Raw genomic sequence first — 23,199 nt, 5'->3', positions numbered from 1 at the left:
TCGGCGCAGGCAGTAGAACATCAGAATAATGCGGGTGGCCGGTGTCCCGGCCGCCCTTTCAGGTGCGACGCATATCCAATGTCATCGGCAGCTCGTCATTGATCGTGAGTGTAGGCGCAGGCAATGCACCAGGGCTATGGCCCAGGCGGAAGAAACGCGACAGCCGCCGGCTTTCGGCCTCGTTGGCATTCACCGGCAGGGTTTCGTAGTTGCGCCCGCCCGGGTGGGCCACGTGGTATTGGCAACCGCCCAGCGAGCGCTGCATCCAGGTGTCATGGATGTCGAACACCAGCGGTGCGTGCACCGGGATGGTCGGTTGCAGACAATTGAACGGCTGCCAGGCGCGGAATCGCACGCCGGCCACGTACTCGCCCACCTTGCCGGTGCTGTGCAACGGCACCGTACGGCCGTTGCAGGTCAGCACGTAGCGCTGCGGCGACAGGCCATTGAGCTTGACCTGCAGGCGCTCCAGCGAGGAGTCCACATAGCGGACCGTGCCGCCGGCCCCGCCCTCCTCGCCCAGCACGTGCCACGGCTCCAGCGCCTGGCGCAATTCCAGCTCGATGCCCGCCACGGCGTAGTCGCCGATTTTGGGGAAGCGAAACTCCAGGTGCGCGGCGAACCACTCGGCACGCAGCCCGTAGCCGGCGGCGTTGAGCTCGGCGATGACGTCGGCGAAGTCCTGCTCGATAAAGTGCGCAAGCATGAAGCGGTCGTGCAACTCGGTGCCCCAACGCGCCAGCTTGAGCGGGGCATAGGGTTCGCGCCAGAAGCGCGCCACCAGCGCCCGCAGCAGCAATTGTTGCACCAGGCTCATGCGTGCATGGGGCGGCATCTCGAAACCGCGCAGCTCCAGCAAGCCCAGGCGGCCCGTGGCACCGTCGGGCGAGTAAAGCTTGTCGATGCAGAACTCGGCGCGGTGGGTGTTGCCCGTGACGTCGATCAGCAGGTTGCGCAACAGGCGGTCCACCAGCCACGGCGCGCACGCCTCGCCGGGTGCCGGCATCTGCTGGAAGGCTATCTCCAGCTCGTACAGTGAATCGTTGCGCGCCTCGTCCACCCGCGGTGCCTGGGACGTGGGCCCGATAAACAGCCCGCTGAACAGGTACGACAGCGACGGATGGTTGTGCCAGTAACTGATCAGGCTGCGCAACAGGTCGGGGCGGCGCAGGAAGGGCGAATCTGCAGGCGTGGCGCCACCGAGCACGAAATGGTTGCCACCACCGGTACCGGTGTGGCGACCATCGATCATGAATTTCTCTGTGCTCAGGCGGGTTTCGCGCGCCTGTTCGTAGAGAAACTCGGTGCGCTCCACCAGTTCGTCCCAGCTGGCCGAAGGCTGTACGTTGACTTCGATGACGCCCGGGTCCGGGGTAATGCGGAAATTGGCCAGCCGCGGGTCGTAGGGCGGCTCATAGCCTTCCAGCAATACCGGGCACTTCAACTCCTCGGCAGTGGCCTCGATCACGGCCACCAGTTCCAGGTAGTCTTGCACCTCAGCCAAAGGTGGCATGAACAGGTACAGGCGTCCGTCGCGTGCTTCGGCGCACAGGGCGGTACGGGTCAGCCAACTGGCCGACTCGTCGAGCTTGGGCGCGCGGTCCTGCTCTTCGACCTGGGCCGTGCTCACCACCTGCAATTGCGCCGGCGTGGGCAGGGCCGCGAAGTCCTGGTTGGGGTCGCGAGGGTGCACGAAGGGGTATTCGGCGGCCGTCACCCAGGGCTGCGAGGCCAGCGGCAGGCGGTAGCCCAGCGGCGAATCGCCCGGCACCAGCCGGCAATGACTGTCGCGCAGGTACCAGCGGCCGCTTTGCCATTGGTCACCGGCAGCAGTACGGGCCAACGGCAGTACTTGCCCGATTACCTTGTCCAGGCCCTGGCTGAACACCTTGCGCAGGCGCTTGCGCTCCATTTCCTCGTCCAGGCGCGAGTCCTCGGCGCTGACGTTCACCGGCAACGCACCTTCGCGCCACAGGTAGTAGAAGTTGTCCTCGTAGGCGGGAAACACAAAGCGCGGCGGCAACTTCAGGCGCTCGGCTACGCTGGCCAGGAAGCGCCCCGCCAGTTCGCCAGTGGCGCCGTAGTCCTTGCCTTCATCGGCAATCAACGCGTCGTTGTGCCAGATCGGCTGGCCATCCACGCGCCAATAGGCGTTGAGTGACCAGCGCGGCAACTGCTCGCCCGGGTACCACTTGCCCTGGCCGAAATGCACCAGCCCCTTGGGGGCGTAACGGGCGCGCATGCGCTGGTAGAGCTCGGCGGACAGCGTGCGCTTGTCCTCGCCCAGGGCGGCGGTGTTCCACTCGGCGCCGTCCGGGTCGTCAATCGATACGAAAGTAGGCTCGCCGCCCATGGTCAGGCGTACATCGCCTTCCACCAGGTCGGCATCGATGTGCCGTCCCAGCGCCTGAATTTCCTGCCATTGCTGTTCGCTGTAGGGCCGGGTGACCCGCGGTGCTTCCCACAGGCGCTCCACCGACATTTCGTGGCTGAACTCGCACTCGCAGGGCTCTACCAGGCCACTGATCGGCGCCGCAGACGACGGATCCGGGCTACAGGCCAATGGGATATGCCCTTCACCGGCAAACAGCCCGGAGGTAGCATCAAGGCCGATCCAGCCGGCACCGGGCAGGTACACCTCGCACCAGGCGTGCAGGTCAGTGAAATCCACCTCGGTGCCGGACGGGCCATCCAGCGCCTTCACATCAGCGGTCAGCTGAATCAGGTAGCCGGACACAAATCGCGCGGCCAGGCCCAGGTGGCGCATCAATTGCACCAGCAGCCACGCCGAGTCGCGGCACGAGCCGGAGGCATTTTCCAGGGTTTGTTCCGGGGTTTGCACACCCGGTTCCATGCGGATCAGGTAGCCGATATCCTGGCTCAAGCGCTGATTGAGACCTACCAGGAAGTCCACCGCCGGGATCGGCGTACGGTCGATGCCTTTCAGGTACGCCTCGAACTTGGGCGACAGCGGCAACTTTTCCAGATACGGCGCCAGTTCGTGCTTTTCGTCCTTGGCGTAGGCGAAAGGGATCTTTTCCGCGTAGGGCTCCAGGAAGAAGTCGAATGGGTTGAACACCGCCATCTCGGCGACCAGGTCAACCTCCACGCGGAACTCTTTGGTTTTTTCGGGGAATACCAGCCGCGCCAGGTAATTGCCCTGGGGGTCCTGTTGCCAATTGATGAAATGCTGCTCAGGCAAAACCTTCAGCGCATAGGACAGCACGCGCGTGCGGCTGTGGGGCGCGGGACGAAGGCGGACGATCTGCGGGCCAAGTTCAACCGCACGGTCGTAGCGGTAATGCGTGACATGGTGCAATGCGACATGGATCGACACGGCGTGCCTCCTGCGAGCCTGGACGGTAAGCGAACCGCGCAAGACTTATGCCACGTGGCAAAGCCAAGCGTTAGAGCGCTTGCTCATTCAAGCACAGCACCAAGATCGTGCCATGCCTGATGTGTGTGCGCAGCGTCGCACAGAAACGGCGCGTGGGGCTGAGCTAGTTATCTACCCCGCCGGGGCAATCGGGGTTTGTTCCACTGATGGCTCATTACATCACAGGAGCATGACCAATGAACGGACTCCCCCGCTGGCGCCATTGGGGCAATAACGACTTGCTGAAACTGGCTGGTCTGCAAACCAGAGTCACCCAGTATCTTCAGGATCAGCGCTACACCCTGGACGCCGTGCTGACCAGAGCCCTGAAAGACCTGAACCTGGTACCTGATGCCAGCAAGAAGGGCCTGCAGAACTGCCTGACGCAATTGCAGCAAGCCCAGCACGTACTGGCCGGCGTAGTGCTGCGCGACACGATGGCCCTGGACGAGTTGCTGGATGACAGCGACACGCCGGTGATACGAGAGGTGACACGCACGGCGTATGCGGCGCCTGCTACCTGCCTGCTGGAAGCCTTGGCTCCCGACCCCGTGGCCGACCGCCCTGCTTTGCTGACGCTGGCGCACCTGCTGGAAGGCGAAGCGGCGCAGGCACTGGGCACGCAATTGCTGGGGGCGCTGGACTGGTACGGCCAATACAGCGACGAAACACCTTCGGCGCTGATGACCTACAAGTTGCTGCTCAAGGCCCTGACACTGGACCTGGACCCGAAAGGCACGCTGCGCGACTTCGACTTCGAGCAGCCCGCCTTGCAGGGCATGGCCGTCAGCGGACTGCGCGATCGCATCACCGACCATCACATGAAGGGCCTGGCCGCGCACTATCGCCCCCTCGTCGCCTGGCTTCTCACTGCGCACCTGCCTGTGGAACTGCAAGTGCCGGATGTACCCGCGCACCTGGCCTGGCGGCGCAGCAACCTGTGGGTACACCTGAATCAGGGGACGCAGCTGGCCGAATTGATCGAACCAGGCAGCGCGGTGCGCATCGGCTTCCAGGGGCTGTGCCGCTACGCCTCGCAGTTGGCGAGCCAAGATGACGAAGCCGCACAGCCGTTGCTGGCGATCACCCTGGTAAGGTCGTTGCGCGAATGGGGCATTGCCAACGGTTTGCTCACTCCATTGGAGAAAGACTCGCCAGCGGCCCTGCAGCGAGTGATGAGCGAGTTCAGCCAACGGGAGGAGGAACTGGCGCTGACAGTGGAGCACTTGCAACAACCACCCCCCGACCGCCTGGCCATGGCACGCCAAGTGCTCAAGCAACGCGCCATCGATCCGGACTCGCGCTTCCTGCGCCGCCCCGAAAAGCCATGGGGCGACGAGCTTTGGCGGGCTTTCTACCGCAACCCCAGCTTTCGCCACATCAACGCCCTGGATGTCGTGGCCGCCAGCAAAGCGCTGGGCACACCCGCTGATTTCGTACCCGCCCATGTCCAAGGTCACGATGGCACGTTCTATCCAGCCTTCATGAATATGCATGGGCTACCCGACGTGGCTGCTCGCTTCGAACGTGAATTCGCCCCCTGGCTGGCACAAAGCCGCAAGGCCTGTGGCGCCATGATCCGCCTGTTGTTGAGCGACTTGCCCAAAGAGCAGCGTGCGCCGCTGTTCGGGGAAGTGACGGTACTGGTGGTGCGCAAGTTCGAGTATTCAGCATTCGAGCTGCTGGCAGGGCTGGTGGGTCTGCTTTATCGAGAACTGGTGGACCGAGTGTCCACTGATCACGGGCAATACGGTTTCATGCTTCAGGCGCGCCACCAGGGCAGGTTGTACTATTACGAAGTGCTCCCCTACGCGGGGTTGATCCGCTTGCGCCCAGAACTGCAACCCCTGCCCATTTACGACCCGAGCCTGCGTGTGGACCGCAATGACAAGTGGGAACTGCCCATTGATGCAAACGCCTATCTGACCGGTAGCGCTCCACGCACCACCAGCAGCGTTGACGTCGCCCTTGAGCGCTTGCTTACCCTTGAAGCGATTGCGACCGACACCCTCACCGCCAAGCAGGCCGAAACCTATTTCGACGACCTGACCAGCACCCTGGCCGAGCGCGTCGGTGAACAGTTCATGTTCAAGCACGCGCAACGACTGCATCTGAAGTTGCGCGGCCAAACTGCCTTTGACCAGGCTCATCCCGCGAAAAAAGTTACTCAGGTATTTATCCCGTTCTGGGGGGCCGCCGAGGATTGGAACGAGGGGTTGGCCACCGGAGACCGCGGCCAGTTGCGCTGGGCCGCGCTAGGGCTGGGCCTGGAGACCGCGGGGCTGGCAGTGCCGGCCGCCAGGATCACTGCCCTCAGCGTTCGCACTGCCAGGATTGGCGCCCGGTTGGGGCTGCAAGCCAGCCTGCCGGCACTGCGCAATCTGGTGGCGCAGACCAGCCTGAGCATCGCCGATCAGTTCAACCCCGCCGGCCTGGCATTGATGCTGCCCAAAGCGTTGTCACGCATCGGGAAAACCGGACGCAGTGCCCTGCGCTGGCTGAAGCGCAAGCGTAGCCTGCCCGTGCTGCGGCCGGCCAGCACACGCCCCCTGCGACCGACACCCGGCGTCGACTATCGGCGACAGTCCTCGGACTATCGCCTGCGCCGCCTGGACGATGGGCAATCACTGATTCTGTACCGCAGCCAACGCAAAGGGGAGCGCGCACGGCTGTTCATGATCGCCCCGGATACAGGTGGACCGTGCGGGCGCGCCTTGACCAGGACCGCGGACAACGGCGGCCTGCTGCGGCGGCCACCGGGGCAAATCCCGCTGGAGTTCGATGAAGCAAGCCAAAGCTGGATTCTGCGTGACACCACCCCGCAGCTGACTCAACACTGGATGGCCTGGGGCGACGACCTGTACCTTTCGGCAGGCAGTGTGATTTATCGCAAAACAACCCTTGCCAGCGGCACGACAGTGCTACGGCGCGTGCACTCACGTTCGCTGAGCCGCGCCCTCGACGACATTCAGGTGACGCCCTGCCGGGTCAAGCGGGGTGACCCCATGCAGATGATATGCGGCCCCTCTGCCCGCAGCGTCCGGAACACAAGCCACACCAATACATCGCCCGGGCAAACCGAGGGCAGCGACTTCGCCCCCTGGTTTACTGACCGACGCATCACCGCCGGCAGCCGCGAACGACTGGTGCACGGGCAGCAGGTTTGGCGCATCGAGGAAAACACGCTCAAGCATGTTCGTCACCTGAGCCCCAATGAGTACAGCCCCCAGGTTACGTGCAGGATCCTGGGTGGCAACGATCGCTTCAAGCAGATCGAGATCGACTGTTTGGTGCAGGCCATTGATGACACTCGGCGCATCAGCGCCGTGGTAGTGCCGCGAAGGTCAGACGAAACCCTGGTGCTGATAACCCGTGCCGATGATCTCGCCTACTATCGCGCCGACTACAGGCTTGGGCAGCAGGACTTGACCCTCACACGCATTGCTTCCTCGCCCCCCCAAGCCACCGCTCGACCAGGGCCACTGACCGAGGACGATGCCCTGCACTACATCTACAACGGTGCGTACGACGCCAATCATCTGCTGAGAAGCGTGGTGCCCGCGGTCATAGATCAGAACATCAGCGTGTTGGCGAGCAGGCTGACAGCCGATCACCGCAAATGGCTGAAGCGCTATATCAGTGGGCCTTTTGTGCTGGACACAACCCCTGAGCAAGCAGCCCTGTATTGCCACTACACCCAACGAAAGCTCGTGCTCAGGGCCAGGGGCGACCGCGATCAGTGGCACAGCATCACTGAGCACACCCCTGAGGCCTTGCGGGCGCGCATCGCCGCTGACCTCAACGCCATCCATGGCAGCCACGACCGCTTCACGGCGGCAAATCTGCTGCTGGCCGGTACCACCCGGCAAATGGCGACCGCGCCCAAGAATCTGGCCTATGTACGCCTTGCCTACAAAGATCCGGGCCGCCCCGACGCTATCTACTACAGTCTGTCCGGTTTCCAGAAACCAGAGTTCGACCTGACCCTCAGCCGCCGCATGGCCATGGCCGACCGTGAAGGGCTGGAGCCCGGCTGGCGCCTGACTGCCGATAGCGCAACCGCACCTGATGGCACGCGCTTCATCAATGCTCAATTCCGCCCGCAGCGCACCGGCCAGCGCAACCCTCCTGATCAGGAACTGCTGTTCCTGCCCGACCTGAACAACATGAACAGGCTCGAAGAGCTATCGGAGCAGCGTCGCATGTTCGACTCCGAACGCATGATCCTGGCCCGCCTGAACAAGGACATTACGGACTTCAGCAGCGTGAACAGCATCCTGGTATTTTCCATGAAACCCACCTGCCAGTCATGCACCGTGGGGCTGAGCGACCTGCGCGGGAAGGTGGCGCCTGGCAAGTTTCAGGTAGTGGAAGGTGCGCTGCCTTGATAAGCGCTGTCACCCTCCCCTTATCCGCGTGCAGCAGGCTGCGCGATACAACATAGCCGCTGCCGTCAGGCTGCGCTGGTCGAGCGGCCCACAGGGGATTCCAGCGTTGGAATGCGGGCCAGCGCAGCCTGGCGGCAGCGGCTACACGAATTCGAAGGGGTGATGAGCGGCGAGGCTCGGGGCCGCAAATTTCAAGGATAACCGGGTGTGCCCGAAACGTGGGTCACACCCGGGTTCACATCAGCGCGGCAACACCGGCTGGCGCGTTGGCTTCTTGCCCTTGCCACCCTTGGCCGCGTCGTGGCGGGCCTTGGCGGCTTCCTTGGCGCGGGCTTCGGCGGCAGCCTTGGCCTGTTCGCGCTTGTCCCACGGCTTGGAGCCGTCGCTGCCACGCGGCGGCAGACCGGTGTGCTGGGTCAGGATGCGGGTTTCCTTGGCCACCTTGTGGCTGCCGGCCGGCGTCGAGTTCTTGCGACGGGCACTCTGGTACGTGTCGGTCGCCGGCTGGTGCAGCGGAATCAACTGGTGCTTGCCCGGGCCGATCAGGTCGGCACGGCCCATGCGTTCCAGCGCTTCACGCAGCATTGGCCAGCCCTTCGGGTCGTGGTAGCGCAGGAAGGCTTTGTGCAGACGGCGCTGCTCTTCGCTCTTGACGATGGTGACCGGGTCGCTCTTGTAGGTGACCTTGCGCAGCGGGTTCTTGCCCGAGTGGTACATGGCCGTGGCCGACGCCATGGGCGACGGGTAGAAGGCCTGCACCTGGTCGGCACGGAAACCGTTGCCCTTGAGCCACAGGGCCAGGTTCATCATGTCTTCGTCGGTGGTGCCCGGGTGCGCGGCGATGAAGTACGGGATCAGGTACTGTTCCTTGCCCGCCTCTTTCGAGTACTTCTCGAACATGCGCTTGAACTTGTCGTACGAGCCGATACCCGGCTTCATCATCTGGTTCAGCGGGCCTTCTTCGGTGTGCTCCGGGGCAATCTTCAGGTAGCCGCCCACGTGGTGGGTCACCAGCTCCTTCACGTACTCCGGCGATTCCACCGCCAGGTCGTAGCGCAGGCCCGAGGCGATCAGGATCTTCTTCACGCCTGGCAGGGCGCGAGCGCTGCGGTACAGCTGAATCAGCGACGAGTGATCGGTATTCAGGTTCGGGCAGATGCCCGGGAACACGCACGAGGGCTTGCGGCACGCGGATTCGATTTCCGGGCTCTTGCAGGCAATGCGGTACATGTTCGCGGTGGGGCCGCCCAAGTCGGAGATGACGCCGGTAAAGCCTGGCACCTTGTCGCGGATCTCTTCGATTTCGCGAATGATCGACTCTTCCGAGCGGTTCTGGATGATGCGGCCTTCGTGCTCGGTGATCGAGCAGAAGGTGCAGCCGCCGAAGCAGCCACGCATGATGTTCACCGAGAAACGGATCATGTCGTAGGCCGGGATTTTCTCCTTGCCATACGCCGGGTGCGGAATGCGCGCATAGGGCATGCCGAACACGTAGTCCATCTCTTCGGTGGTCATGGGAATGGGCGGCGGGTTGAACCACACGTCCACTTCGCCATGCTTCTGCACCAGCGCGCGGGCGTTGCCCGGGTTGGTTTCCAGGTGCAACACGCGGTTGGCGTGGGCGTAGAGCACGGCGTCGCCGCGTACTTTTTCGAACGATGGCAGGCGGATGACCGTCTTGTCACGGGTCATGCGCGGGCTGGCCAGGATCTGCACGACCTTGGCTTCTTCCGGGTCGTCGACCGGGCCCTTTTCCTGCTCGATGGCGCAGGCCTGGGTGTCCTGGGTGTTCACGTACGGGTTGATGATCTTGTCGATCTTGCCCGGACGGTCGATACGGGTGGAGTCCACCTCGTACCAGCCCTGCGGCGTGTCACGGCGCACGAATGCGGTGCCGCGGATGTCAGTGATGTCTTCGATCTTCTGGCCATAGGACAGGCGCTGGGCCACTTCGACGATCGCGCGTTCGGCGTTGCCGTACAGCAGGATGTCGGCGCAGGCGTCGATCAGGATCGAGTGGCGCACGCGATCCTGCCAGTAGTCGTAGTGAGCGATGCGGCGCAGCGAGGCCTCGATGCCACCTAGCACGATAGGCACGTGCTTGTAGGCTTCCTTGCAGCGCTGGCTATACACCAGGCTGGCGCGGTCGGGGCGTTTGCCCGCCATGCCACCCGGGGTGTAGGCATCGTCCGAACGGATTTTCTTGTCTGCGGTGTAGCGGTTGATCATCGAGTCCATGTTGCCGGCCGCAACGCCGAAGAACAGGTTCGGCTCGCCCAGCTTCATGAAGTCGTCTTTCGACGTCCAGTCGGGCTGGGCAATGATGCCCACGCGGAAACCCTGGGCTTCCAGCAGGCGGCCGATGATGGCCATGCCGAAGGACGGATGGTCGACGTAGGCATCACCGGTGACGATGATGATGTCGCAGGAATCCCAGCCGAGTTGATCCATCTCCTCCCTGCTCATGGGCAGGAATGGCGCTGGCCCGAAACACTCGGCCCAGTACTTTGGATAGTCGAATAACGGCTTGGCTGCTTGCATGTCGATGACCGTGTGGCTACGTGTTGGAAAAACGCGGGCGCGGAATATAGCACAAATTTTGACCAATTCCGACGACCACTGTCGGAAATCGGTGGGGAATGCTTCGCGGGCACGGCCCGCTCCTACAGAATTACGCAGACCTGCAGGAGCGGGCCGTGCCCGCGAAAGGTTCGACGCGATATTCTTTATTCGTCGTCGTCGAAATTGTAGCTACCTGGGGCCAGGTTTTCGAACCGCGTGTATTTGCCGATGAACGCCAGGCGAATGAAGCCGATGGGGCCGTTACGCTGCTTGCCGATGATGATCTCGGCAATGCCCTTGTGCTCGGTCTCGGGGTGGTACACCTCGTCCCGGTACACGAACATGATCACGTCGGCGTCCTGCTCGATTGCACCCGACTCACGCAAGTCGGAGTTCACCGGGCGCTTGTTAGGGCGCTGTTCCAGGGAACGGTTGAGCTGCGACAGCGCCACCACCGGGCAGTTGAATTCCTTGGCCAGGGCTTTCAACGAGCGGGAGATTTCGGAAATTTCGTTGGTACGGTTGTCACCGCTGGAACCCGGGATCTGCATCAGTTGCAGGTAGTCGATCATGATCAGGCCGATATCGCCATGCTCACGCACCAGGCGGCGAGTACGCGCGCGCATTTCCGACGGGCTGATGCCGGCGGTGTCATCGATGAACAGCTTGCGGTCGTTGAGCAGGTTGACCGCCGACGTCAGGCGCGGCCAATCGTCGTCATCCAGGCGGCCGGAACGCACCTTGGTCTGGTCGATACGGCCCAGGGAAGACAGCATACGCATGATCAGCGAGTCACCTGGCATCTCCAGCGAGTAGACCAATACGGCCTTGTCGCTGCGTAGCACGGCGTTTTCCACCAGGTTCATGGCAAAGGTGGTCTTGCCCATGGACGGACGGCCGGCCACGATGATCAAGTCGGCCGGCTGCAGGCCGCTGGTCTTTTCGTCCAGGTCGGTGTAGCCGGTGGACAGGCCGGTGATGGCCTCATCGGTATTGAACAGCGTGTCGATGCGGTCAATGGCCTTGGTCAACAGGTCGTTGACGCTGACCGGGCCGCCGGTTTTCGGCCGCGCCTCGGCGATCTGGAAGATTTGCCGTTCGGCTTCGTCGAGGATCTCGGCGGCGTTGCGGCCCTGGGGGTTGAACGCGCTGTCGGCGATTTCGCTGCTGATGCTGATCAACTGCCGCAGGGTGGCTCGCTCGCGCACGATCTGGGCGTAAGCCTTGATGTTGGCGACCGACGGCGTGTTCTTCGCCAGCTCACCCAGGTAACCCAAGCCACCAACCTGGGAGCTCTGCCCTTCCTTATCCAGTTGCTCATACAGGGTGACCACGTCGAACGGCGTGTTCTGGTCAGCCAGCTTGGCAATGGCACGGAAGATCAGGCGGTGGTCATGACGGTAGAAGTCGCCGTCCGAGACTTGATCCAGCACGCGCTCCCAGGCGTCGTTGTCCAGCATCAGACCACCGAGCACGGCCTGTTCGGCCTCGATGGAATGCGGCGGCACCTTGAGGGCAGCGGTTTGCAGATCGTATTGCTCGGGTGCGGATATCTCGTTCATGGCCACTTGAAATCAGGGGATGCAGAAAGACAAAGGGCACGACCTGTAAACAGGATCGTGCCCGATGTTACCGGCTGCCACCCGAGGGTGCCAGCCGATCGGTGCTACTTAAGCAGCTACAACAACAACGCGTACGGTAGCTTCTACGTCGCTGTGCAGGTGCACGGCAACGTCGTATTCGCCAACGTTACGGATGGTGCCGTTCGGCAGACGAACTTCAGCCTTGGCAACTTCAACGCCCGAGGCGGTCAGTGCATCAGCGATGTCGTGGGTGCCGATCGAACCGAACAGCTTGCCTTCGTCACCGGCGGTGGCAGTGATGGTCACTTCCAGCTCAGCCAGTTGGGCAGCGCGAGTTTCAGCCGAAGCTTTCTTGTCTGCAGCCAGTTTTTCCAGCTCAGCACGACGCTCTTCGAACGCAGCCAGGTTGGCAGCGGTCGCAGCGGTAGCTTTACCGTAAGGCAGCAGGTAGTTACGACCGTAACCGGCCTTAACGTTTACTTTGTCGCCCAGGTTGCCCAGGTTGGCGACTTTTTCCAGAAGGATCAGTTGCATGTGGAAATCCTCTAACTTTTAACCTTCACCGTTCGCATTGTCAGCACCTTCCGGTGCCAAACGTCCGCGAAAATCAATCAGGCTGTCGACAATGGCCAACACCACGAGCAAAGGACCGAGCAGCTGCATGAACGGCAGCAACGTCACATAAATCCCCACAAGCCAGAAGCCTGCCAGTTTCTTGCGCTTCACCAGCCCGTGAATCAGGGCCAGCCCGGCGAAGAAGAGCGGGACACTGCACAACGGCAACAAAATCAGTGTCTGCATACCGAAGAAAGGTGCTGCAAACATGATGGCCAGCAGTAACAGTGCCACGTTCCTGGGGATGCGGATTGCGCGAAACTCGCGCCCGAACCCTCCGGGGTTATACAACATCGCTTGCCAGTAACGCCCAAGTATCAGGCACAGCACGCTAAGGACCTGCGACGAAAACGCAATTGAAATGATTGTCAGCGGTGCCATCAATGCGCCAAGTGTCGCTTTCTGGTCTGCAGAGAAACTCTGGTAGACCTCACCCATCGCCTGCGGCAAGACGTCCTCAAACGCCTTGGCCAGCGGGTCGATGACGGAACTGAAAACAGTCCCCACGCACACGGCACACAACAGCCCCACGGCCACGCTGCTTAGCAGCACGCGATTCCAGGAATGGCCTGCGCGAAGAATCAGCGCCAGGCTCCAAGCCCCGAGCAGCACCAGAAGGCCCGCCGGGTCTTGAGAGAAGTGCCAGCCAACCAGCCCTGACAACAACCCCAGACCAAGGACGCTTGAAGCGTCCGAACCGCGCCGCAGCAGTACAAGACAACCTGCGGCGGCACTCAACCAGAACAACAGCGGCAATGCCGCACATCCCACCACCACCAGGGTGGCCTGCATGCGTCCGCGCATGATGAAATCAGCTATGGGGCGCATGCGTTAAATCCCTTGCTACTTGTCGACGACCCGGTCTCAGCGGCCGTGGCTGTCGGTGTAGGCCAGCAGGGCCAGGAAGCGGGCGCGCTTGATAGCGACGGCCAGCTGACGCTGATAACGAGCTTTGGTACCGGTGATACGGCTTGGAACAATTTTGCCGGTTTCGGATACGTAGGCTTTCAGGGTGTTGAGATCTTTGTAATCGATCTCTTTCACGTCTTCAGCGGTGAAGCGGCAGAATTTACGACGACGGAAGAAACGTGCCATGTAATTGGCTCCTCAAAAGGTCCGTGGATTACTCGTCAGCGTTATCGCTGGCGTCGCTGTTGTCGCTGTCATCGCCATCGGCGCTGTCAGCATGCTCAGGACGGTCACGACGCTCACGGCGCTCGCTGCGGTTTTCTTCGGCCTTGAGCATCTCGGACTGACCAATTACGGCTTCGTCGCGACGGATGACCAGGTTACGGATCACGGCATCGTTGTAGCGGAAGTTGTCTTCCAGCTCGGCCAGGGCCTTGCCGGTGCATTCAACGTTCAGCATCACGTAGTGAGCCTTGTGAACATTGTTGATTGCATAGGCCAGTTGACGACGGCCCCAGTCTTCCAGACGGTGGATTTTGCCGCCGTCTTCTTCGATCAGCTTGGTGTAACGCTCAACCATGCCGCCGACTTGCTCGCTCTGGTCAGGGTGGACCAGAAAGATGATTTCGTAATGACGCATGAATGCTCCTTACGGGTTGTAGCCTGCCGCCAGGGCGGTCAGACAAGGAGTGAATGACACTGTATGTCTTGCTCGCGGAAAAGGGGGTGGCGATGAACTGCCAGCCACCTGCCGTCGAGGCAAGGGGCGCAATTGTAGAGAAGGGAGGGGGGACAAGCAAGGAAATTGGTGAATATTTGAACAGCCGTGGGAGCTGGCTTGCCAGCGAGCTTTTCGGGGGGCGTCAAAAGCTCGCTGGCAAGCCAGCACCCACAAAGGCTACATCATTTTTTCGCCGAGGCCTTTGCGCCGCGCTGACGAACGACTTCGAACAGGCACACGCCCGTGGCAACCGATACGTTCAGGCTGCTGACGCTGCCGTGCATCGGCAGTTTCACCAGGTAATCGCAATGCTCGCGGGTCAGGCGGCGCATGCCCTTGCCTTCGGCGCCCATCACCAGGATGGTCGGACCGGTCATGTCGTGCTGGTACAACTCCTGCTCGGCCTCCCCGGCCGTGCCGACCACCCACAGGCCGCGCTGCTGTAGTTTTTCCAGGGTGCGCGCCAGGTTGGTCACGGCCACCAGCGGGATCACCTCGGCAGCGCCGCAGGCGACTTTTCGTACCGCAGGAGTCAGGGTTGCCGATTTGTCCTTGGGTACGATCACTGCCAGCACGCCCGCCGCATCAGCGGTGCGCAGGCAGGCGCCGAGGTTGTGCGGGTCGGTTACGCCGTCCAGCACCAGCAGCAACGGTGCACCTTCGGTACGATCGAGCAGTTCGTCGAGCATCGCCTCACCCCAGACCTGGCTAGGGCTGACTTCGGCGACCACGCCCTGGTGAACGCCGTCCACCCAGGCATCCATCTCGCGGCGCTCGGCCTGGCCGACCGACACGCGGTTCTCGGCAGCCAGCGCGAGCAGAGGCTGCACGCGCGGATCGTTGCGGCTTTCCGCCAGCCAGATTTGCTTGACCCGCTTGGGGTGGTGGCGCAACAGGGCTTCCACGGCGTGAACGCCGTAGATCTTTTCCAACTGACTCATGACTTCGCCTTCGGTTTACGTGACCCGGTCTTGGACGGGCCCTTGCGGTGCGTGGTGGGCTTTGCCGCGCCGGACTTGTCCGAACGCGCAGGCTTGCCGGCGCCGCCCTTGGCTTCAGCCAGCAGGGCTTTTTTCACTTCCCGGCTCTTGCGCACGTCGGCGTTGTTGGCCACCGCGTCCGACGCGCGGTAGGCGCTGGCCGACTCCGAAGACTTGGCCGGGCGCTTGGACGGCTTGGACAGCGGCGCGGCCGGCGCAGGTTTTTCGTACACAGGCTTGTCGTAGGACTTGGCCGCCGGCTTCTTGTCAGCTGACTTGCGCTCTGGCGCCTTCTTCGCCTCAGGCTTGTCGGCCTGGCGATGCTTGCGGCCCACCGGTGCGCTGGCGGCCTTGTCCGACATGCCGAAATCGATCTTGCGCTCGTCCAGGTCAACCCGCATGACCTGCACTTCCACGGTGTCGCCCAGGCGGAAGCTGCGGCCAGTGCGCTCGCCCGCCAGGCGGTGATGCACAGGGTCGAAGTGGTAGTAGTCGCCCGGCAGCGCGGTGACGTGCACCAGGCCTTCGACGAAGATATCGGTGAGTTCCACGAACAGGCCGAAACCGGTCACGGCGGTGATCACGCCTGGGAAGGTCTCACCCACGCGGTCCTTCATGAACTCGCACTTGAGCCAGTTGGTCACGTCACGGGTGGCTTCGTCGGCGCGACGCTCGCTCATGGAGCACTGCTCGCCCAACTCCTCCAGTGCCGGCTCGTCGTACGGGTAGATGCGCGCTTTCGGAATGGTCAGGGCGCCGGCACGCTTGACGTGCGGGGTGTCCATCTTCGAGCGGATCACACTGCGAATGGCGCGGTGGGTCAGCAGGTCAGGGTAGCGACGGATCGGCGAAGTGAAGTGGGTGTAGGCTTCGTAGTTCAGGCCGAAGTGGCCGTTGTTCTCGGCGCTGTACACCGCCTGGCTCAGGGAGCGCAGCATCACGGTCTGGATCACGTGGAAGTCCGGACGGTCCTGGATTTTCTCCAGCAACGCGCGGTAATCCTTGGGCGACGGACCATCCTTGCCCTTGTTGATCGACAGGCCAAGCTCACCCAGGAAGGCACGCAATTTTTCCAGGCGCTCTGGCGGCGGACCATCGTGCACGCGGTACAGGGCCGGAATTTCATGCTTTTGCAGGAATGCGGCGGTGGCTACGTTGGCGGCCAGCATGCACTCTTCGATCAGCTTGTGGGCGTCGTTGCGCACGGTCGGCCGGATTTCGGCGATCTTGCGCTCGGAGCCGAAGATGATCCGGGTTTCCTGGGTTTCGAAGTCGATGGCACCACGGGCATGGCGGGCGCCCAACAGCACCTTGTACAGCGCATACAGCTGCTTCAAGTCCGGCAGCACATTGCCAAACTCGCCACGCAGGGTCTTGGCCTCGGCGGTACGCGAATGCTCAAGCATAGTGCTGACCTTGTTGTAGGTCAGGCGCGCGTGGGAGTGGATGACCGCTTCGTAGAACTGATAGTCGGTCATCTCGCCGGTCTTGGAGATGGTCATCTCGCAGACCATGGCCAGGCGGTCGACGTGCGGGTTCAGCGAGCACAGGCCGTTGGACAGCTCCTCGGGCAGCATCGGAATCACGCGCTCGGGGAAGTACACCGAGTTGCCACGCACCTGGGCCTCTTCGTCCAGGGCCGAACCCAGCTTCACATAGCTGGATACGTCGGCAATGGCCACGTAGAGCTTCCATCCGCCATTGAACAGGCGCAGCTTGCTCTTGGCCTCGCAGTACACGGCATCGTCGAAGTCGCGGGCGTCTTCGCCGTCGATGGTGACGAACGGCAGGTGGCGCAGGTCAACGCGGTTCTGCTTGTCCTTCTCTTCGACCTCGGGCTTGAGCTTGGCGGCTTCCTTGAGCACGGCCTGAGGCCATACGTGAGGAATGTCGTAGGTGCGCAGCGCGACGTCGATTTCCATGCCCGGCGCCATGTAATTGCCGACCACTTCGACCACGTCACCCTGAGGCTGGAAGCGCGGCGTAGGCCAGTGGGTGATTTTCACCTCCACGAACTGACCGACCTTGGCGCCTGCATTGCGGCCCGGGGTAATCAACACTTCCTGATTGACCTTGGGGTTGTCCGGGGTGACGAAGCCGATGCCGCCCTCTTCAAAATAGCGACCCACGATGGTCTCGTGACCACGGGACACCACTTCGACGATGACGCCTTCACGGCGACCACGACGGTCCAGGCCGGAAACACGAGCCAGCGCGCGGTCACCGTCGAACACCAGGCGCATTTGCGCCGGGCTCATGAACAGGTCGTCGGAGCCGTCATCAGGGATCAGGAAACCGAAACCGTCGCGGTGGCCGCTGATGCGACCGGCGATCAAGTCCAGTTTATCCACAGGGGCATAGGTGCCGCGGCGGGTGTAGATCAGTTGGGCGTCGCGCTCCATGGCACGCAGGCGGCGGCGCAAGGCCTCCAACTGCTCCTCGGTGGTAAGCCCGAACTCCTCCACCAGCTGCTCGCGGCTGGCGGGAGAGCCGCGCTCGTCGAGGTGCTGGAGGATCAGCTCACGGCTGGGAATAGGGTTTTCGTATTTTTCCGCTTCACGAGCGGCCTCGGGATCGAGGGACTGCCAATCGGCCATTAGAGAAATTTCACCTTGTCTATATAAGGGTTAGTTTGGCATACGCGTATTGAAACGGGAAATTTCACGGTTTGACAGCCCCGCATTGCCGCATCTTCCCGCAAAAAAAGCACCGCTCGGAAGAAACCTGGAAAAACCTAAACTTTTTTCACAACAGGGGTTTACAGGTGAAAACACTGCCCGTATAGTGCGCGCCATCGACAACGCAACTGCGCTGAAGATGATGCCCAGATGGTGAAATTGGTAGACACGCCAGCTTCAGGTGCTGGTGACCTTACGGTCGTGGAAGTTCGAGTCTTCTTCTGGGCACCAATTTCAGGCTTGAGATTACAACAATCTTAGGCCTCCCACAAAAACCCGCGAAAGCGGGTTTTTGCGTTTCAAGGGCCTGGAAAAACTTTTTGAAAAAATGTTGCTCCAGGGGTTTACAGCCCCACACTTGCTCCGTATAGTGCGCCCCACAACGACGGACAACGTCGAAGTAGCTGCCCAGATGGTGAAATTGGTAGACACGCCAGCTTCAGGTGCTGGTGACCTTACGGTCGTGGAAGTTCGAGTCTTCTTCTGGGCACCAATTCAGATTTACAGATCACGGTCTGCAAATCATCTCAAAAACCCGCGAAAGCGGGTTTTTGCGTTTCTGCCCGCCGAAAACTCCCCCCTATCTTGTAGCCGCTGCCGCCAGGGTTCGCTGGCCTTGGGCCTCAGCGGCAGCTACAGGTTCGGGGATCAGGCGCGGAATTGCCCAATGCTGTCGCGCAACTGCGCGGCCAGGTCATCGAGCACCTTGCTGCTGGCCGTGGTATCGGCCACTACTTTGGCCGCCCGCCGTGCCTGGGCGTGAATATTCTCTACCCTGCCCTTCACCGCCTGCGCACCATCGGCCTGCTGCTCTGCCGCGCGGGTCGCCAGGCCAATAGCCGTGTGCACCTGCTCAACCGACGCCTGCACGCTTTGCTGCAAGCGGGCACTGTCACGTAACACCAGCAACCCTTCGCTGGCCTGACGCCCCGCCTGACCAATGGCAGCCACCGCTTCACGCGCCCCGGCCTGCAAGGCACCGATATGCGCTTGAATGTCACCGGTAGAGCTTTGGGTCTTGCTGGCCAGGGCCCGTACCTCGTCAGCCACCACCGCGAATCCCCGCCCGCTTTCGCCTGCCCGCGCCGCCTCGATGGCGGCATTGAGTGCCAACAGGTTGGTTTGTTCGGCAATGCTCTGAATCACGCTGAGCACCACTTCGATCTGCTGGCTCTGTTCGGCCAGCCGCTCGATGACCTTGGCGCCATTGTGTACCTGGCCAGCCAGCGCCTCGATCAGGCTGCCCACCTGGGCAGAGGCCTGGGTATTGGCATCGGTGGCCTGGCGAATTTCCACCACCTGCTGCAACGCCGACTGCATGGCACGGCTTTCCGCCTGCGCTTCATCGGCCATGGTCGACAGCACTTCCAGGCTGGCCGCCACCTCATCACTCTGCAATTGCGCCGCCGTGTCGGCCCCGGCATTGCGCTGCGCCATGGCGCCGATTTCCTGACCGGTACGGTGAGCCACATCGCCCGCCTCGCGCACGATGGGCTGCAGTTTGTCGACAAAGCGATTCACCGCTGCCGCCATGTCGCCGATTTCGTCGTCACTGCTCACCTGCACGCGCTTGGTCAGGTCGCCCTCGCCCGCTGCCAGGTCATTGAGCGCAGCGCTCAACAGGCGCAACTTGCTCACCACCCTACGCCCCAACACCACTCCCACCAACAGCAACACGCCAAAACCCACCAGCGCCAAGGCCAGACCCATATGCCAGCGCAGCGTCGCCGCCGCTTCCTGGACGCTGTGCACGGCATTGCCCTGCAAGGCCGCGGCACTGCCCTGCGCCACCTCCAGACGCGCCCTGAGCGCCTTGGAGCTGTCTGCCGACGCACCCATCAGGCTGTCGCCCACCAATTGATCGCCGCTGGCAATCAAGGCGGCATAGCGTTTATCCAGCGCACTCAACTCAGTGTCGACGTTAGCAGTGGACACGCCCATGCGCACCTTGCCGATCTCCACACCATTGGGGCTGATGGAGGCCTCGACGTAATACACCGATGGATCGTTCTTCGCTGCATCCAGCACCTTGTCCAGCGGCCGCTCACCGGTGCCCTTTTCCAAAAGGGCCTGGTTGATGGCGTTTTCTCGGTTGAGGTAGCGCGTCAGGTGCTGACCCTGGGCATCGTCGTAAATCACGAACAATACATTGGGGTTACGCTGGGCCTGGCGGGCGAACTCCGACAGGGTGGGCACGTCATTGTCCCAGATGGCACGCGGCGCTACCGAGGCCAGGAGTTGCGCCATGGCGTTGGCCGAGTCCTTGAGGTCCTGCTCCAGCGTGTTACGAATATGCCCCTGCTCTTCTTCCAAGCGCGACGACAAGCCTGCACTGAGGCGCTGCCGGGTGCTGGCCGACAGGCCGTCGAGCCCCGACGTGACGTCGCGCCCCGCCTGATCCAGCTGGCCAGTGAGCGCTTTGGTGTCTGCCTGCAGGCGCACCCCCAAGTCAGCCTCCAACGCGCCCACGGTGCTCCGGGTCAGCGCAAGGGCAACCAGCACCTGCACCAAAAGGGCCATGCCAAGGGCGATGAACACGGGCCGCAGCAAACGACTGCGCAAAAGAGAAAGTACGGCCGACACGGGTGATTCCTCTTGTTTTTTAACGGCCATCAAAATGATGGCACCGACAAGAAATAATCACAGCAAACGCCATGCCGCACAGCAGGCAAAAACGACAAAGGGCCCTTATTCGGGCCCTTTGTGATTTACATCAACGCTTGTTACGCGAACGGGTGACGCAGCACGATGGTCTCGTTGCGGTCCGGGCCGGTCGACACGATGTCGATCGGCGCGCCCACCAGCTCTTCCACGCGCTTGATGTAGGCACGGGCAGCAGCTGGCAGCTCTTCCAGGGACTTGGCGCCCACGGTCGACTCGCTCCAACCTGGCATCTGCTCGTACACCGGCTCCAGGCCGATGTAGCTGTCGGCGTCAGTCGGTGCGTCGATGACAGCGCCGTCGGCGTTCTTGTAGCCCACGCAGATGTTGATGGTTTCCAGGCCGTCCAGCACGTCCAGCTTGGTCAGGCACAGGCCCGAGATGCTGTTGACGTCGATGGCGCGACGCAGGATGACGGCATCGAACCAGCCGCAACGACGGGCACGACCGGTGGTGGCACCGAACTCGTGACCTTTTTTGGCCAGATACGCGCCGACGTCGTCGAACAGCTCGGTAGGGAAAGGGCCCGAACCCACGCGAGTGGTGTAGGCCTTGGTGATACCCAGGATATAGTCCAGGTACATAGGGCCCACGCCCGAACCGGTGGCGATGCCGCCGGCGGTGGTGTTGGAGCTGGTGACGTACGGGTAGGTACCGTGGTCGATGTCCAGCAGCGAACCCTGGGCGCCTTCGAACATGATGTCCTTGCCAGCGCGACGCAGGGCGTGCAGCTCGGCAGTGACGTCAACCATCATCGGCTTCAGCAGCTCGGCGTATTCCATGCACTCGTCCAGAGTCTTCTGGAAGTCGATGGCCGGCTCTTTGTAGTAATTGACCAGTACGAAGTTGTGGTAGTCCAGCAACTCGCCCAGCTTGGCGGCGAAACGCTCGCGGTGGAACAGGTCACCGATGCGCAGGCCGCGACGTGCAACCTTGTCTTCGTAGGCCGGGCCGATGCCACGACCGGTGGTGCCGATCTTGTGCTCGCCACGGGCCTTCTCGCGAGCCTGGTCCAGGGCCACGTGATACGACAGGATCAGCGGGCAGGAAGGGCTGATGCGCAGGCGCTCGCGCACCGGTACGCCCTTCTCTTCCAGCTTGATGATTTCACGCAGCAGGGCGTCGGGTGCAACCACCACGCCGTTGCCGATCAGGCACTGTACGCCTTCGCGCAGCACGCCCGACGGAATCAGGTGCAGGACGGTTTTCTCACCGTCGATCACCAGGGTGTGGCCAGCGTTGTGGCCACCTTGGTAGCGCACTACGGCGGCTGCATGTTCGGTCAGCAGATCAACGATCTTGCCTTTGCCCTCATCACCCCATTGGGTGCCCAGGACTACGACATTCTTACCCATGACACTTGTCCTCATTCGCGCAAACTTGGTGCCGGCATCGGGCCGGCGGGAAAACTCAAGAAGCCAGCGGCAGTACTTGCCACAGCCCGTTCTGCTGAATCAATTGGCGGTCGCAATCGGCCTCCACGGCCGCGTTCAGCGACTGGCCAGGCAGGGCCTGAACCACACGCTGGCCTTCACGACGCAGTTGGCAGACCTGCTGCCACAATGCCGCATCGGTGCTGTCTGGCATCCAGATGCCACCGCTGGGCAGTTCCACTTCCGCACGACCCAGGGTAACCAGGGTCTTGAGGTCGGTGGAGAAGCCCGTTGCCGGACGCGCACGACCAAAATCGGCGCCGATGTCGTCGTAGCGACCGCCCTGGGCGATCGACTGGCCGACACCCGGGACGAACACGGCGAACACCACACCGGTGTGGTAGTGGTAGCCGCGCAGCTCGCCCAGGTCGAAATACAGCGGCAGCTCGGGGAAACGTGCAGCCAGGCGCTCGGCGATGGCTTGCAGGTCGTCCAGGGCAGCGATGACCGGCGCCGGGGCGTTGGCCAGGCGCACGCGCGCTTCGGCGAACACTTCCGACCCACCGCACAGCTCAACCAGCGCCCGCAGCATGGCGGCGAGGTCGGCCGGCAGGCCTTCGGTCAGGGCAATGACTTCATCGATGGCCTTGCGCTGCAAGGCATCGAACAATTGCTGCTCGACGCTGCCGGACAAACCGGCCGCGCGCGCCAGGCCACGATAGATACCTACATGGCCAAGGTCCATGTGCACATCCGGCACATCCGCCAACTGAAGCATAGCCAGCATCAGGCTGATCACTTCAACATCGCTGCTCGGGCTGGCATCGCCGTACAACTCGGCACCCAGCTGGATCGGGCTGCGCGACGACGACAGGGCCCGCGGCTGGGCGTGCAGCACGCTGCCGGCGTAGCACAGGCGGCTTGGGCCTTCACGACGCAAGGTATGCGCATCGATGCGCGCCACCTGCGGGGTGATGTCGGCACGGAAGCCCATCTGGCGCCCGGATTGCGGGTCGACAACCTTGAAGGTGCGCAGATCCAGGTCCTGGCCCGCGCCGGTCAGCAGCGACTCCAGGTACTCGATATGCGGGGTGACGACGAACTCGTAGCCCCAGCTCTGGAACAGATCCAACACCTGGCGACGCGCTACTTCAATGCGCGCCGCTTCCGGCGGCAGTACTTCTTCGATGCCATCTGGCAGCAGCCAGCGGTCTACCGTTGCCATTACGCCTTTCCCCTATGATCCGGGCGGCACGCTTCGATGCGAGCCGTGAGTGAAGCAGGCAATGACGAGGCAACGTGCAGCGGTTTCTATACCGCCCTGCCTGCTTGAGCCATTGCCCTCGATTACAT

Annotated in this window: 13 protein-coding genes, 2 tRNA genes and 1 pseudogene; 3 read left to right on the top strand and 13 right to left on the bottom strand. The window is 62.4% G+C overall.

The features are described 5' to 3' along the window. Nucleotides 1–58: 58 nt before the first annotated feature. A complete protein-coding gene (locus tag PMM47T1_RS11015) occupies nt 59–3,337 on the bottom strand; it encodes a transglutaminase family protein (protein WP_008368586.1) in 3,279 nt (1,092 codons plus the stop codon). A 236-nt stretch (nt 3,338–3,573) separates the two neighbouring features. Between PMM47T1_RS11015 and PMM47T1_RS11010 the strand changes: the two genes are divergently transcribed. Continuing rightward, nucleotides 3,574–7,764 (top strand): hypothetical protein, encoded by a 4,191-nt coding sequence (locus PMM47T1_RS11010; RefSeq protein WP_008368583.1) that lies wholly within the window; start codon nt 3,574–3,576, stop codon nt 7,762–7,764. A 240-nt stretch (nt 7,765–8,004) separates the two neighbouring features. Here PMM47T1_RS11010 and PMM47T1_RS11005 read toward each other — a convergent pair whose 3' ends face one another. The 8 genes from PMM47T1_RS11005 to rnr all read right to left on the bottom strand — a co-directional run bounded on the left by PMM47T1_RS11005 (nt 8,005) and on the right by rnr (nt 17,731). Beyond that, nucleotides 8,005–10,305, bottom strand: a complete 2,301-nt coding sequence (locus PMM47T1_RS11005; RefSeq protein ID WP_008368582.1) for a YgiQ family radical SAM protein — start codon at nt 10,303–10,305, stop codon at nt 8,005–8,007. 185 nt (nt 10,306–10,490) lie between these two features. Continuing rightward, nucleotides 10,491–11,888 carry a replicative DNA helicase gene (gene dnaB, locus PMM47T1_RS11000; protein WP_008368580.1) on the bottom strand — a complete coding sequence of 466 codons (1,398 nt, stop codon included), beginning with the start codon at nt 11,886–11,888 and terminating at the stop codon, nt 10,491–10,493. Between the two features lie 108 nt (nt 11,889–11,996). Beyond that, nucleotides 11,997–12,443, bottom strand: coding sequence for a 50S ribosomal protein L9 (rplI, locus tag PMM47T1_RS10995; RefSeq protein ID WP_008368578.1), 447 nt, complete (start codon nt 12,441–12,443; stop codon nt 11,997–11,999). An 18-nt stretch (nt 12,444–12,461) separates the two neighbouring features. After that, nucleotides 12,462–13,352 (bottom strand): membrane protein, encoded by an 891-nt coding sequence (locus tag PMM47T1_RS10990; protein WP_008368576.1) that lies wholly within the window; start codon nt 13,350–13,352, stop codon nt 12,462–12,464. 36 nt (nt 13,353–13,388) lie between these two features. Beyond that, the gene (gene rpsR, locus PMM47T1_RS10985) at nt 13,389–13,619 is read right to left on the bottom strand and encodes a 30S ribosomal protein S18 (protein WP_008368574.1); all 231 of its coding nucleotides are present in this window, start codon (nt 13,617–13,619) and stop codon (nt 13,389–13,391) included. Nucleotides 13,620–13,647: 28 nt separating this feature from the next. After that, complete coding sequence (rpsF, locus tag PMM47T1_RS10980; RefSeq protein ID WP_008368571.1) at nt 13,648–14,073, bottom strand: 30S ribosomal protein S6; 426 nt, start codon at nt 14,071–14,073, stop codon at nt 13,648–13,650. Nucleotides 14,074–14,336: 263 nt separating this feature from the next. Next, a complete protein-coding gene (gene rlmB / locus PMM47T1_RS10975; protein ID WP_008368569.1) occupies nt 14,337–15,095 on the bottom strand; it encodes a 23S rRNA (guanosine(2251)-2'-O)-methyltransferase RlmB in 759 nt (252 codons plus the stop codon). After that, the gene (gene rnr / locus PMM47T1_RS10970; protein WP_008368567.1) at nt 15,092–17,731 is read right to left on the bottom strand and encodes a ribonuclease R; all 2,640 of its coding nucleotides are present in this window, start codon (nt 17,729–17,731) and stop codon (nt 15,092–15,094) included. Before rnr ends, rlmB begins: the two co-directional genes overlap by 4 nt. Nucleotides 17,732–17,956: 225 nt before the next feature. Here rnr and PMM47T1_RS10965 point away from each other — a divergent pair. Further along, nucleotides 17,957–18,043 (top strand) — tRNA-Leu (locus PMM47T1_RS10965). Between the two features lie 175 nt (nt 18,044–18,218). After that, nucleotides 18,219–18,305 (top strand) — tRNA-Leu (locus tag PMM47T1_RS10960). 155 nt (nt 18,306–18,460) lie between these two features. Here PMM47T1_RS10960 and PMM47T1_RS30835 read toward each other — a convergent pair. The 4 genes and pseudogenes from PMM47T1_RS30835 to PMM47T1_RS10945 all read right to left on the bottom strand — a co-directional run bounded on the left by PMM47T1_RS30835 (nt 18,461) and on the right by PMM47T1_RS10945 (nt 23,071). Beyond that, nucleotides 18,461–19,165: a methyl-accepting chemotaxis protein gene (locus tag PMM47T1_RS30835; protein ID WP_443216091.1), complete on the bottom strand. Its 705-nt coding sequence runs from the start codon at nt 19,163–19,165 to the stop codon at nt 18,461–18,463. 201 nt (nt 19,166–19,366) lie between these two features. Next, nucleotides 19,367–19,522: pseudogene (locus tag PMM47T1_RS30830) on the bottom strand (hypothetical protein); the annotation flags it as partial. A 1,013-nt stretch (nt 19,523–20,535) separates the two neighbouring features. Beyond that, the gene (locus PMM47T1_RS10950) at nt 20,536–21,828 is read right to left on the bottom strand and encodes an adenylosuccinate synthase (protein ID WP_008368563.1); all 1,293 of its coding nucleotides are present in this window, start codon (nt 21,826–21,828) and stop codon (nt 20,536–20,538) included. A gap of 55 nt (nt 21,829–21,883) precedes the next feature. Further along, nucleotides 21,884–23,071, bottom strand: a complete 1,188-nt coding sequence (locus PMM47T1_RS10945) for an ATP phosphoribosyltransferase regulatory subunit (protein ID WP_008368561.1) — start codon at nt 23,069–23,071, stop codon at nt 21,884–21,886. Between the last annotated feature and the right edge of the window lie 128 nt (nt 23,072–23,199).

The sequence above is a fragment of the Pseudomonas sp. M47T1 genome (genome assembly GCF_000263855.1).
In the GTDB taxonomy this organism is placed as follows: Bacteria; Pseudomonadota; Gammaproteobacteria; order Pseudomonadales; family Pseudomonadaceae; genus Aquipseudomonas.
The sequence above is the reverse complement of the archived record's forward strand: the minus strand, read 5'-3'. Positions and strand labels throughout refer to the sequence as shown.

What these genes read in the sequence shown, in the direction of transcription:
- rpsR (WP_008368574.1), bottom strand. Translation starts at nt 13,619, where the DNA reads ATGGCACGTTTCTTCCGTCGTCGTAAATTCTGCCGCTTCACCGCTGAA.
- PMM47T1_RS30835 (WP_443216091.1), bottom strand. Translation starts at nt 19,165, where the DNA reads ATGGCCGATGAAGCGCAGGCGGAAAGCCGTGCCATGCAGTCGGCGTTG.
- rlmB (WP_008368569.1), bottom strand. Translation starts at nt 15,095, where the DNA reads ATGAGTCAGTTGGAAAAGATCTACGGCGTTCACGCCGTGGAAGCCCTG.
- PMM47T1_RS11005 (WP_008368582.1), bottom strand. Translation starts at nt 10,305, where the DNA reads ATGCAAGCAGCCAAGCCGTTATTCGACTATCCAAAGTACTGGGCCGAG.
- PMM47T1_RS11010 (WP_008368583.1), top strand. Translation starts at nt 3,574, where the DNA reads ATGAACGGACTCCCCCGCTGGCGCCATTGGGGCAATAACGACTTGCTG.
- PMM47T1_RS10990 (WP_008368576.1), bottom strand. Translation starts at nt 13,352, where the DNA reads ATGCGCCCCATAGCTGATTTCATCATGCGCGGACGCATGCAGGCCACC.
- rplI (WP_008368578.1), bottom strand. Translation starts at nt 12,443, where the DNA reads ATGCAACTGATCCTTCTGGAAAAAGTCGCCAACCTGGGCAACCTGGGC.
- dnaB (WP_008368580.1), bottom strand. Translation starts at nt 11,888, where the DNA reads ATGAACGAGATATCCGCACCCGAGCAATACGATCTGCAAACCGCTGCC.
- PMM47T1_RS10945 (WP_008368561.1), bottom strand. Translation starts at nt 23,071, where the DNA reads ATGGCAACGGTAGACCGCTGGCTGCTGCCAGATGGCATCGAAGAAGTA.
- PMM47T1_RS10950 (WP_008368563.1), bottom strand. Translation starts at nt 21,828, where the DNA reads ATGGGTAAGAATGTCGTAGTCCTGGGCACCCAATGGGGTGATGAGGGC.
- rnr (WP_008368567.1), bottom strand. Translation starts at nt 17,731, where the DNA reads ATGGCCGATTGGCAGTCCCTCGATCCCGAGGCCGCTCGTGAAGCGGAA.
- rpsF (WP_008368571.1), bottom strand. Translation starts at nt 14,073, where the DNA reads ATGCGTCATTACGAAATCATCTTTCTGGTCCACCCTGACCAGAGCGAG.